At 62.2% G+C, this 12288-nt stretch carries 11 protein-coding genes and 1 pseudogene; 7 read left to right on the top strand and 5 right to left on the bottom strand.

What is annotated here, in order from left to right; genetic code table 11:
- Position 1 precedes the first annotated feature (1 nt).
- Both G3436_RS01265 and G3436_RS01260 read left to right on the top strand, forming a co-directional pair.
- Positions 2 to 352 (top strand): cupin domain-containing protein, encoded by a 351-nt coding sequence (locus G3436_RS01265; protein ID WP_163940526.1) that lies wholly within the window; start codon positions 2 to 4, stop codon positions 350 to 352.
- A gap of 66 nt (positions 353 to 418) precedes the next feature.
- Positions 419 to 1930 (top strand): CoA-acylating methylmalonate-semialdehyde dehydrogenase, encoded by a 1512-nt coding sequence (locus G3436_RS01260; RefSeq protein ID WP_163940524.1) that lies wholly within the window; start codon positions 419 to 421, stop codon positions 1928 to 1930.
- 56 nt (positions 1931 to 1986) lie between these two features.
- Here the strand turns inward: G3436_RS01260 and G3436_RS01255 are convergent, their stop codons facing one another.
- A complete protein-coding gene (locus G3436_RS01255) occupies positions 1987 to 3435 on the bottom strand; it encodes a PucR family transcriptional regulator (protein WP_163940522.1) in 1449 nt (482 codons plus the stop codon).
- 48 nt (positions 3436 to 3483) lie between these two features.
- The gene (locus G3436_RS01250; RefSeq protein ID WP_163940520.1) at positions 3484 to 4023 is read right to left on the bottom strand and encodes a P-loop NTPase family protein; all 540 of its coding nucleotides are present in this window, start codon (positions 4021 to 4023) and stop codon (positions 3484 to 3486) included.
- Between the two features lie 277 nt (positions 4024 to 4300).
- On the opposite strand from G3436_RS01250, the gene G3436_RS01245 reads away from it, so the two are divergent.
- Both G3436_RS01245 and G3436_RS01240 read left to right on the top strand, forming a co-directional pair.
- Positions 4301 to 6799 (top strand): PAS domain-containing protein, encoded by a 2499-nt coding sequence (locus G3436_RS01245; protein WP_163940578.1) that lies wholly within the window; start codon positions 4301 to 4303, stop codon positions 6797 to 6799.
- 71 nt (positions 6800 to 6870) lie between these two features.
- Entirely contained in the window at positions 6871 to 7380 is a 510-nt protein-coding gene (locus G3436_RS01240; protein ID WP_163940518.1) for a hypothetical protein, read from the top strand.
- A gap of 76 nt (positions 7381 to 7456) precedes the next feature.
- On the opposite strand, the gene G3436_RS01235 is transcribed toward G3436_RS01240, so the two are convergent.
- Positions 7457 to 8095, bottom strand: coding sequence for a hypothetical protein (locus G3436_RS01235; RefSeq protein WP_163940516.1), 639 nt, complete (start codon positions 8093 to 8095; stop codon positions 7457 to 7459).
- Positions 8096 to 8327: 232 nt separating this feature from the next.
- Here G3436_RS01235 and G3436_RS01230 point away from each other — a divergent pair.
- A pseudogene (locus G3436_RS01230) lies at positions 8328 to 8834 on the top strand (serine hydrolase family protein); the annotation flags it as partial.
- 15 nt (positions 8835 to 8849) lie between these two features.
- Here the strand turns inward: G3436_RS01230 and G3436_RS01225 are convergent.
- Complete coding sequence (locus G3436_RS01225; protein ID WP_163940576.1) at positions 8850 to 9437, bottom strand: P-loop NTPase family protein; 588 nt, start codon at positions 9435 to 9437, stop codon at positions 8850 to 8852.
- A gap of 63 nt (positions 9438 to 9500) precedes the next feature.
- Positions 9501 to 9806 carry a DUF6124 family protein gene (locus G3436_RS01220; RefSeq protein ID WP_163940514.1) on the bottom strand — a complete coding sequence of 102 codons (306 nt, stop codon included), beginning with the start codon at positions 9804 to 9806 and terminating at the stop codon, positions 9501 to 9503.
- A gap of 434 nt (positions 9807 to 10240) precedes the next feature.
- Here G3436_RS01220 and G3436_RS01215 point away from each other — a divergent pair, with 434 nt between their 5' ends.
- Entirely contained in the window at positions 10241 to 11224 is a 984-nt protein-coding gene (locus G3436_RS01215; protein ID WP_163940512.1) for an IS5 family transposase, read from the top strand.
- Positions 11225 to 11583: 359 nt separating this feature from the next.
- A complete protein-coding gene (locus tag G3436_RS01210) occupies positions 11584 to 11886 on the top strand; it encodes a hypothetical protein (protein WP_163940510.1) in 303 nt (100 codons plus the stop codon).
- Positions 11887 to 12288 lie beyond the last annotated feature (402 nt).

Below are 12288 nucleotides of genomic sequence, written 5' to 3'. Positions count from 1 at the left end.
CGTGACAACTTTCACGATTATCAAAGCCGGCGCCATCGCGTCGCTGCCGCTGAACCCTGCCGGCCAACGCGCCGGTGCGGACCACGGCGACCCGCAGATTGCCCTCCAGACGCTGGCGCCCGGCGCTACTGGCCACCTGGGGGTGTGGGAATGCCAGCCTGGTGGCTGGCCGGTGGTCGATCGGCCCGATACCGAGTTCACCTACATCATCAGCGGCCGCGCCGTGCTGACCGATGACGCCACCGCACAAGCGGTGGAGGTCACCGGTGGTGACCTGATCATCCTCCCGCCCGGCTGGACCGGGCGTTGGGATGTGTTTGAGACCGTCAGAAAGGTCTACGCCATCTACTGACAGGCGCCGTTTCCCTGGCGGCGGCTTCGACAAGCCGCCGTGTTACCCATGCTCGAGAACTTCTTTATGACCCATACCCTCGCAAACTGGATTTGCGGCGCGCCTGCGCCTGCCACCAGCGGCCAGCAGCTGCCGGTCTACAACCCGGCTACCGGTGCCGTCAGCGGCCAGGTGCAACTGGCCAGCCATGCCGATGTGGCGGCTGCCGTGGCCAGCGCCCAGGCGGCATTCCCGGCCTGGAGCAACCTCTCGCCGCTGCGCCGCTCGCGGGTGCTCAACCGCTTCCTGGCGCTGCTCAACGAACACCGCGACGACCTGGCCCGCTTGATCACCGCCGAGCACGGCAAGGTGTTCACCGACGCCCAGGGCGAAGTCATGCGCGGCATCGAGGTGGTCGAATTCGCCTGCGGCGCACCGCAATTGCTCAAGACCGATTTCACCGACCAGGTCAGCACCAACATCGACAACTGGACCCTGCGCCAGCCGCTGGGTGTGGTGGCCGGCGTGACGCCCTTCAACTTCCCGGTGATGGTACCGATGTGGATGTTCCCGGTGGCCCTGGCCACCGGCAACACCTTCGTGCTCAAGCCCAGCCCGATCGACCCCAGCCCGAGCCTGTACATAGCCCGGCTGCTCAAAGAGGCCGGCCTGCCGGACGGCGTGTTCAACGTGGTGCAGGGCGACAAGGAGGCCGTCACCGCGCTGCTGGAACACCCCGATGTGCAGGCGATCTCGTTTGTCGGCTCCACGCCCATCGCCAACCATATCTACGAGACGGGTGCCCGCCACGGCAAGCGTGTGCAGGCGCTCGGCGGGGCCAAGAACCACCTGGTGGTCATGCCCGACGCCGACATCGACCAGGTCGTCGATGCGCTGATCGGCGCCGCCTATGGCTCGGCCGGCGAGCGCTGCATGGCCATCAGCGTGGCGGTCTTCGTGGGGGATGAAACCGCCGAAAAGGTGATGCCGAAACTGATCGAACGCACCCGCGCGCTCAAGGTGCTCGACGGCAAGAACCTCGACGCCGAGATGGGCCCGATCGTGACCCGCGCTGCCCACCAGCGGATCACCGGCTACATCGAACAGGGCATCAAGGAAGGTGCCACGCTGTTGGTGGATGGCCGCAACTTCGACGCTGAAACGGCGGGCGAGGGCTGTGGTGATGGCTTCTGGATGGGCGGTACGCTGTTCGATGACGTCACCCCCGACATGCGCATCTACAAGGAAGAGATCTTCGGCCCTGTGCTTGCCTGCATCCGCGTCAAGGATTTCGGCGAAGCCGTGCAACTGATCAACGACCACGAGTACGGTAACGGCGTGAGCTGCTACACCCGCGATGGCCATATCGCCCGCGAGTTCGGCCGTCGCATCCAGGTCGGCATGGTCGGCATCAACGTGCCGATCCCGGTGCCCATGGCCTGGCACGGTTTTGGTGGCTGGAAGAAGAGCCTGTTTGGCGACATGCACGCGTATGGCGAAGAGGGCGTGCGCTTCTACACCAAACAGAAAAGCATCATGCAGCGCTGGCCGCAGTCGATTGCCAACGGCGCGCAATTTGCGATGCCGACCAGCAACTGACACCGCCGGCTAGCGGCACGACAACGGCCCCGCCCACGCAGCGGGGCCGTTTGCGTTCAACCGTTGGGGGTGAGCAGGTCGGTGTTCTTGCCCGCCTGCAGCGCAATCCAGAAGCGTGCGATGCCAGCGGTAGTGGTGGGCTTGATCCCGGTCAGTTGCTCCACCAGCTTGAGGCGGTACACCAGCGTCTGGCGGTGTATGCCCAGGTCGGAGGCGGCGGCCTTCCAGTTGCCATCGTTTTCAAGAAAGCGCATCAGGGTTGGCAGCAATGCCGCGCCCTGGCTGCGGTCATGCTCGATCAAGGGTCCCAGGTAGCGCCCCACCAGTGCACGGGCCTCCTCAAGGGATTTGGGCGCCATGATCAAGCCGCGTTCTGCCTCTGCATAGCGCAGTAGCGGTGTACCGGTCTCTTGCGCCTGGGTCAGTGCCAGCCGTGCTTGCCTCACGCTTTCACGAAAGCCGGTGGCCGCAGCGAGGGTACCGCTGATGCCGATCAGCGTACGGGCGCCCAGGTTGTCACGCAGCGCCGCGAAGGTCTCAGGGTGGTCCTGGCTGAGCACCAGCAGCAACGGCGGTTCGCTCAGCAACAGCGGGCTTGAACGGTGCAAGGCGGGTGACTGGTGCAGCGCGTCGGCAGGCCAGGGCCCGTCGCCACCGGGCAGGATGGCCAGGCTGACCAGTGGGCCCACCAGGCCACGGCGTTCCAGCACGGGCCGGGCGAGGGTGAGTTCGGTTTCGTTGTCGAGCAGGCTGCGCAGCAGTGCCGCGCCTTCTTCACGTTGCTGGTCGCGGTGAATCAGCAGCCGCTCCAGCTCCACACCCAGCAGGCCCACCAGTGAGCGCACCAGGATAGCGTCATCCTGGGTGCGCCTTGTGCTGCGCGCCATCACCAGGTTGGCGCGTGTTCGGCCACCAATCGGTATGCGCTCGACGCCTTCGCGCGTAGTGGGGGCGCTCAATGCCGTGTCGACGATGCACGTGCCGCTGACGGCATCCTCGATGGCCAGGTCCAGTTGCAGTGCGCTGGCCAGCAGTGACAGCCGCCCGGCCATGTCGGGTGCCTTGCGCAGGGCTTGGGCGTAGGTCTGGAACAGCCGCTCGCTGGCATTGAAGCGTTCGCGCTGGGCTTGCAGCACGCTTTCGATCACATAGTGGGAGAGCTTCACGAACTCAAGCTCGAAGCTGGCTTGCAGCACCGGGAACATCAGGCGGTCAGCGGCCTCCAGCAGGTTGCGCGAGAGCGGCGGCGCATCCTGCCTGGGCGCTACAACCAGGGCGCTGGCGTTGCTTTGCACCAGGTGTTCGAGCCAGGTGGTCTGCGCTTTCGCTGTGCGCGGGATGCCGAGCCCCGTGGTCATCACCAGGTCGCCGGGCGACACCCAGCGCCAGGGGTCTGGCAGCTCGACGGTATGGGCCCAGGTGATTTGCCTGCTGGTGCCGGCCAGGCCTGCCACTGCCTGCAGCTTGAGCAGCTCGATATCGATCAGGTCCTGCACGGTGAGCATAGGGTGTACCGTTGTGCGGTTTTCAGGGTGCCATGCTACCGGCTAACGTCAGCGCAAACCATGCGCGCAGGGGTGCAAAACGGGTTGAGCGAGAAACGCCTCGATCTGCTGTCTACCGCGAAGGTGCACAACCGGCACCTGCGGTCCCTTGGCCAGGCGAACCGCCTCGATACCAGGTCGATACCCTGCGTCGAACGTCCACACGAACTTCAGAAACGTCAGGAACGCACGGTCCAGTTTTTCGGTGCAGCCTGCCGCAAGGTCCGGGCGCGGGCGGTTCATCACGCTGCGCACAATTACCCGCCAGAAACAGCTGAGCCGTGGCGTGTCCAGCCAGATGACCAGCTCGGCACGTGGCAGGCGCAGGTCGAAGGTGCGCCGGGCGTAATTGCCTTCACATACCCAGGTCTCTGGCGCGACGGCTTCACGCACCCTGGCGCGGAACTGTTCGGCATCCGGTTCGACCCAGCCGGGCGCCCAGAACAGCGTGTCCAGATGCACCACGGGCAACCCCAGGCGCTTGCCCAGGGCGCGGGCGAGGGTGGATTTGCCGCTGCCGGCGTTGCCCAGAATCACGATGCGCTGCATGGGGACTTCCTGTCGGGAAAAAAGCCGGCAATTGTGCCGGTTTTTCGTGGTCGCAGATAGGCCGTGCGCGCAGTTCGAGCTGCTTTGGAACCAGGCGCGCAGTGGCCTGGTCAATCAGCAGAGCGGTAACCCTGTTGTTGTGTGGCGCGTGTTCCGCCGCGATGCTTTGACGGGTAAGCTCACGCGATCGAATCCCCATCCTTCTGCAGCGACACAGGGTGCGTCAGTGGCTGAAACCTTGAGACATCTTACCCGCGAGCAACTTGAAGCCGAGGTGATGCACTTGCGTGCGGCCCTGCAGCAGGCGCACCACAGCCAGGTCACTGCCGAGCTGGATGCCAATCGTTCGGCACTGGCCAGCAGCCAGGCGCGTTACCGGCTGGCGGTCAAAGCCACCAATGACGCCATCTGGGACTGGGACCTGGCGGCCAACCACGTGCTGTGGAACGATGCGCTGGAGGAGGCCTACGGGCATCTTCCAGCAGCGGTGGAGCCGACCGGCGAGTGGTGGATCGCGCAGATACACCCCGATGACCGTGCGCGTATCCACGCCTCGATCCACGCCGTGATCGACGGCACCGGCTTTGCCTGGGCCGATGAATACCGCTTGCGCCGCGCCGACGGCTCCTACGCCGAGGTGCTCGACCGCGGCCACGTGATTCGTGACGCCAATGGCCTGGCCATTCGCATGATCGGCGCCATGCTCGACCTCACCCGCATGCGCAGTACCGAAGCGGCACTGCGCCAGAGCGAGGAGCGCTTCAGGACCATCCTGGAAACCGTCGAAGCGGCCTTCGCGATCGTGAAGGTCAAGTTCGATGCCGACGACAAGCCTATCGACTACTGCTTCGTCGAAGCCAACGCGGCCTTCGAACGTCAGGCCGGGGTAGACCTGCGCGGCAAGTGGGTCACCTCGTTCGCCCCCGACCTGGAGCCGTTCTGGTTCGAGACGTATGGTGGCGTGGCCAAGACCGGTATCCCGGCCAACTTCGAAAGCTATGCCAAGAGCTTTCAGCGCTGGTTCGACGTGCGCGCGTTGCGGGTGGGGGACCCGGCCGACCGGCAGATCGCGATCCTGTTCAGCGACGTGACCGGGCGCCGCAACGCCGAAGAACGCCTGCGCCAAAGCGAGACGGTAGCCCGCGAAAACGTCGAGCGCGTTCAATTGGCGCTGGCCGCCGGCGCCATCTTCGGCACCTGGCACTGGGACCTGCCCAATGACAGCTTCACCGTGGACGACGCCTTCGCCCGCGCCTTCGGCCTGGACCCGGCCCTGGGCCATGAGGGCCTGAGCCTGGAGCAGGTGATTGCCACGGTGCACCCCGAAGACCGCGCAGGGCTCAAGCAGGCCATCGACGAGGTGATCGCCCGCGGCGGCGCCTATGCCTACCAGTACCGGGTGCGGCGAGCCGACGGCAAGTACTACTGGATCGAGGCCAATGGCCGCGTCGACCACGCCGCGGACGGCACGCCGCTGAGCTTCCCGGGGGTACTGATCGACGTCGAGGAGCGGCGTTCGGTGCAGGCGCAGCGCGACCGCGCCACCGCCGCCCTGCGCTCGCTCAACGAAACCCTGGAGCAGCGCGTGGCCGAGCGTACCGCCGAACTCATGCAAGCCGAAGAAAAGCTGCGCCAGTCGCAGAAAATGGAAGCGGTGGGGCAACTCACCGGTGGCCTGGCGCACGACTTCAACAACCTGTTGGCCGGCATCTCGGGCGCACTCGAATTGATGGCCACGCGTATCGCGCAAGGGCGCCTGGCCGACGTCGACCGCTACCTGGTCACCGCCCAGGGCGCGGCCAAGCGTGCGGCCGCGCTGACGCACCGCTTGCTGGCGTTCTCCCGGCGCCAGACGCTGGACCCGCGGCCCACCGACATCAGCGCGCTGGTGGAGGGCATGACCGAACTGATCCAGCGTACCGTGGGCCCCAGCATCGACGTGCAGACCGTGACCTCGGCCGACCTCTGGCCGGCGCGGGTCGATACCAGCCAACTGGAGAACGCCTTGCTGAACCTGTGCATCAACTCGCGCGATGCCATGCAGGACGGCGGGCGGATCACCATCGAGACGGCCAACCATGTCATCGACGCACACAACGCCCAACTGCTGGACGTGCCGCAGGGCGAGTACCTGACCCTGAGCGTGACCGACACCGGCACCGGCATGCCGGCTGCCGTGGTGGCCAAGGCGTTCGACCCGTTTTTTACCACCAAGCCGATTGGCCAGGGCACGGGCCTGGGGTTGTCGATGATCTACGGGTTTGCCAAGCAGTCGGGCGGGCAGGTGCGCATCGCCTCCGAGGTGGGCAAGGGCACCACCCTGTGCATCTACCTGCCGCGTTACCACGGCGATGCGGTGGCGCGCGAAGACCTGGGCAAGCAGTTTGCTGCCCCGTGCAGGGCCGGCGGCGAGACCATCCTGGTGGTGGATGACGAGCCCAGCGTGCGGCTGTTGCTCAGCGACGTGCTGAGCGACCTTGGTTATGCCGTGATCGAAGCGGCCGACAGCCTGACCGGCCTCGACGTGCTGCGCTCCGAGGTGCGTATCGACCTGCTGATCACCGACGTCGGTTTGCCCGGCGGCATGAACGGCCGCCAGATGGCCGACGCGGCGCGGCAGGTGCGGCCGGGCCTGAAGACCTTTTTCATCACCGGCTACGCCGAAAGCGCAGCCCTTGGTGATGGGCAACTGGAGCCCGGCATGCACGTGCTGATCAAGCCCTTTGCCGTCGACACCCTGGCGGTGCGGGTGCGTGAGTTGATGAATGCGCAGTGAGCTGGGTAGCCGCGCCGGCCAGTCATCGTGCCCGTCAGGGTGTGTGATCCACTTTTCAAGCAGAGGCGTGTATGCCCGATAATCCCGGCCAGTCAGAGGCCGCCCACTGGTTCGCCCAGTTCGATATGGGTGATATGCCGCAGGGCAGTACCTTTTCCATCGTGCTGAGCAACGACCCCATCGAGCACTGGTTCTACAAGCGCAAAAAATTGAGGCCTGAGAGCCTGAAGCTTGAGCTGATCGTGCCCTCCTGGGGCCATTGGCGGCTTCAACTGGAGCGCCACGACCAGCTCTACCTGGCGCAATGGCGCCCGAATGACGACCTGCGTATCGAGTCCCAGCAGCTGCGTTATCGAAAGCTGGTGAAGTGGCCGCGCCTGGCGAGCCTGGCCGCGTTTCCACACGTGGTCGAGCAACTGGAGCGCAGCCTTGACGTGCGCTTCTTGCCCCACGCCAACATCGGCGCCCGCTATGTCGAGCCCTCGGCGCTGGCGAGCAATCCGCAGCTTCGTCGATGGCTTGCGCCGTGTGCGCAAAGCTTCGGGTGGGACTGGAAAGTTCAGGCGCGGCCTTCGGACTGACCGATTGTTTGCATCGGATTGGACCCGCGCAATCAGCCAGCGTTGGCATAAGGGCGCGAGGCAATGAAAGCTGCTGTTACTCACATTCGAGAAGATCGTCCCTGGCAAGACACATCGCCAGAACCTTCTCGGATGCCTTGTCCAACGACACGAAGATATGCGTTCTTCTGGGCGAGAAGGCGTTGCCCGAAGGGTATGAAAGCCTCATGAACGCGACGCCCTCTGTGAGCGTCAGGTTGTTCTTCCTGATGTAGTTCTCATCACGAATCCGATGCCTGGGGTTGACCTCAAATGCGCGCACAGGTCGATGCTGCTTGAGTGCTTGCTCCAGCTGTGCCTGCGTGGTGGCAGTACGCAGGCTGAGATACAGCGCCCTCAGCTGCCCATCCTCGCGATGCAGCTGCCATTTGCTCATGCCGGGCGTGACCACGAAAAGCCCGACAACGACGCCGATCAGAATGACCATGATGCTCGTCGAATAGCTGAGGTCCGGGCGTTTTCCTTTGGCCTTGCGATAAGCATTTCTTGCAAAAACGATGATGGGGGACAGCAGTAGCAGGGCGACCAGCGAGGCTGCCGAATAGAGGGTAGAGCTCTGTGCGACACCGCTGCCGTAGAACATGCCCAGCCCATAGGTATAGGAGCCATTCAGTGTCCACAGCACCGGTATCGACAGCACCATGAGCAGCAAGTACAGGTATTTTTTATGTGACATCTTCGTTCATCCATTACGGCGGTCACTGCCACTGATTCAGCCCGAACAGCGGAGCCTGCCCGGCATCCATCAAAGCTTGGGCGTGGGTTGAAGCTGTTGTGCACTACTGGTTGGGCTGGAGGGAACCCCGTGATAGCAGATGCAGGAATGGATGGAGCATTAAGATTTATTAAGTTTTGCCGGTGGCGTTCAGGCGTGGCGCTATCCATGGCCGGCAGCAGCCGGCATTACGACTGATCTGACGCTTGATGATGCAGTGGCTCAACGTGTGCTGACCCCTCTGGGCCTGTCGAATGTTCGCTTCGCCAAAACGCGAGCAGACGTGCAATCGACCCAAGGTGCAAGCACCTCAAACTATGACCCTGCCTGGGTTTACCACGGCCTGTTGATCGGCCCGATTTCGCAAGCAGCGCGGTTTCTGGATCGGCTCTTGTGCGCAGACCTGCTCTGCACGGGCTTGATCGAGCAAGTGCAGACGGCCCGAACAGTGGGCGGCCCTATTGCCGGGCGCCCATGGCTCACACCGGGCTATGGCCTTGGTGTGATGCAGGGGGCAATCGAGGGCGGATATTGCCTAAGCGGGCACACAGGCTGCGGGCCAGGCAGTGCCATTGCGGTCTACCGGATTGGCGACCGCGACGCATCGGCTTGTTGCGCTGCTTTTGAGGCGGGCGCCAGTGAGGGCGCCGTCGAAGCCGTCGTTGTTGGACAGCTGATGCAGGCTCTGCGGGGTGGGTGAAGACGGCTGAGTCTTTCAGGCGTCGGTGCGAATGCCCGTAGTGGGCAAGCGACCGTTTGTCATGGGCAGCAACCGACTCAGGGCATCAACCACATCCGCTGCCATTTCGTCAGTACTGCGCGTGCCATCAATCCTAGTCAGCGGCACCGTCTGCTCCGAAATCCACACCTCATGGCGTGCTCGGTTGCGCCCGCCAAACGCTGGGTTGTCATACTCCGAAGCCCAGGCGCGGAAGGCCACGTGTATGTCGTGCATATCGCCGCCGGGGGCTATCCGATCACCAAACCGGCCCTTCTCACGGGCGGCCAGCCGCTCAAGGCGAACGGCGGTTGGGGTTTCCACAAACACGATCAGGTCGGCCTTGGCAATCAGCGCTTCGCCCCACCCATTGCAAGAACCGCTCAGCACCCAGTCGTCGTCACCGAGTGCCTGCTCGATCATGCACACCCGTTCCTCGGGCGGTCGCTTGACCGAGAAGGGGGGATTGGTGGGCAGCCAGTAGAAGTCGTCCACATCGACCTGATGCAGGCCGAGCAAAGGGACGAGGGCATGGCCCAGGGTGGTCACGCCGGCACACGAGGCGCCTGTAATGTAGATCCGCACGGTTTCCTCCATGAACATCGGTTGGTTTCGGTAGGCCGCGTCTGCGGCCCGTGTGTTGCGTCGTTACTTGCTGGCCGCTTTTGCCTCCATGCCATCGAGAACCGACTCGATCAATGCATTGCTCAGTTCCAGCGAATGCTGCGTTGCCATCAACAGGTTTTTGAACTGCTCATCGGCACGTTCGCAGGCTTGAGCGGTGGTTTGCTTGGCGCACTGGATCTGCAGCGACAGGTGGACCAATGCATCTTCGAGTTCGATGCCATCGCAGACGGAAAACAGGGGAGGGTGATTGCCGTTGCAACAGCCGAAGGCGGTGTAGGCGGGTTTGCGGGGGGTAGCAAGCGGAGGATCGGGAACGATTTTTATCATTGTGGAGCTCTTGATTGTCGGAGCCGACCAGCATCGTGACCAAACGATGGGTGGCGGCTGTACGCAGGTTGGTCAACCGGGAATCAAGGAACCCGGCGCGCACGAGTGCGCCCCACGCACAGCCGCCATAACACGAAACAGCAGACACAAAAAAGCGCCACTGGTTCGGATGCGGCGCTTTGTGCGCCTTGATGTTCTCGGGTGACCAAACCCGGACGCTGGATTTACAGCGACCGGGGTAGGCTAACGGGGTTGGGAGGGAGATTCAAGTTTTTGGGGAAGGTGAGAGGGTGGCGTTACCGGCCCGCACATAAAAAACCTGGCAGTCCCCGTTAGTAAGGGCCGCTTAGGATTCTCCGATCAAGTCAGCACAGGCCATCTGAGCTGTGCTGAAATAGCCCTCCCGTCAATTCCCCCCACAAGCCCTCCATCCCATGAGTCAGATGAGCTTTTCCGATTTCGAGTACGCTGGTAAGCGCAAGCAGACCCGCCGCGAACGTTTCCTGGCCGAGATGGAGCAGGTGGTGCCGTGGAGCGGTTTGGTGGCATTGATCGAGCCGCATTACCCAAAGGCTGGCGGTGGCCGCAAGCCTTACCCACTGGAAACCATGCTGCGTATTCACCTGCTGCAGAACTGGTTCTCGTTGAGCGACCCAGCTATGGAAGAAGCGCTGTACGAGATCACTTCGATGCGCCAGTTTGCTCATCTAACGCTCAGCGCTCCGATCCCCGAAGACACGACCATCATGAATTTCCGGCACCTGCTGGAGAAGCACCAACTGGCTTCGGGGATTCTGGAAACCATCAACAATTACCTGCAAGACAAGGGCCTGTCGTTGCGCCAGGGCACCATTGTCGACGCCACCATCATTCACGCCCCCAGTTCGACCAAGAACAAGGAAGGCAAACGTGATCCTGAAATGCATCAGACGAAGAAGGGTAATCAGTATTTCTTCGGCATGAAGGCGCATATTGGTGCCGATGCTGAGTCGGGCCTGGTGCACCACGTCCACGGCACAGCGGCGAATGTGGCTGATGTAACGGAGGTCGCTCACCTGCTACATGGTGATGAAAATTTCGTCTGTGCCGATGCGGGTTACACCGGCGTGGAAAAACGGCCTGAGCATGACGGGAGGCCCGTGATCTGGCAGGTCGCGGCTCGCCGCAGTACCTACAAGCACTTGAGCAAACGCAGCGTGCTTTACAACGCCCGACGCAAGATCGAGAAAGTCAAAGCGCAGGCGCGAGCGAAGGTCGAACATCCATTTCGTGTGATCAAGCGCCAGTTCGGTTACGTGAAAACCCGCTTCCGTGGCTTGGCCAAGAACACGGCGCAATTGACCACGCTGTTTGCGCTGTCGAATTTATGGATGGTGCGCCGGCAATTATTGCCTGCTGCGGGAGAGGTGCGCCCGTGAGGGCAGATAACCAAGGCTTCGCCTTGGTTATCCAATAATCAGCGACTGAAAGTCGGGCTTTTCGGCATCCCCAAACCGCCCATTTCCGGCCGATGGGCAACTTATTCGGAGTTTCCCTAAGAGATAGCATACTTGGAGATGGAGGTCTTGAACTGACAGCTCGCGATCTAATGGACACTTGGGTGAGCGCGCAGCACAGTATGCGGGAGCGAACAGCAGGCGAATGGCAAATGGCTAAGAATCGAGACGATTTCACAGAGTGCACCAGGCGTAAGATCGGACAGCGCGCTGGATGGCTATGCAGTTTTCCAGGCTGTCGCGTCTCTACCGAAGGTGCGACCTCGGACGAGAACGGGCGCATGAGCGTGGGCACCGCTTCGCACATCTGCGCCGCTGCGCCCGGTGGGCCACGCTACGACGAAAAGATGACGATGGACGAACATCGCTCGGTGACCAATGGGATTTGGATGTGCCGAAATCACGGCACAGCGATTGACTCGCCAGATTTGAAGTTCACTACCGAGCTGTTGCGCACTTGGAAGAATGACGCCGAGACAGAATCAAGAACGCGTGTTTTAGAGGGCACTGCACGGCCTGCATCTGAAGAATTCCAAGAAGCAGGAGATCTTCGTGCCGCAGCAACTGCCGATATTGGCTACTAGCAGTTACGCCCCCCCCCCCCCTGCATAAGCCACTGCTCTGAGGCTGCTTTCATATTGAAAAAATACGTTCTTGTATCGGTAATGCCCCCTGCAAAAGAGGGCAAAATAATCTAAAGATTATTGGTAAGCCAATCAGAACAATTTTTGTCTAATCCAACCCATGCCCCGGCACCTGAGAGCCCTAAAACCAACAGCTTGTCATTCGAATCGACATGCTTTTTTAGCTCGTCACGGATCTGCACAAGTGAAAAGTCTGACTTAACTATCCAAGTTGAATCGACACAATGCCACCAGGAGCCCAACGCCTTTATTGCATTGTGAAGCTCTGTGTATTTCTTTCCTGGAGTAATTAGATCGTACGTTATCAAGACTGATGCCATCGCTGCCTCCATTCGATTAGAA

The organism is Pseudomonas brassicae (assembly GCF_010671725.1).
GTDB lineage: Bacteria > Pseudomonadota > Gammaproteobacteria > Pseudomonadales > Pseudomonadaceae > Aquipseudomonas > Aquipseudomonas brassicae.
Note: the sequence above shows the minus strand (reverse complement) of the source record. Positions and strands in the feature narration are given on the sequence as shown.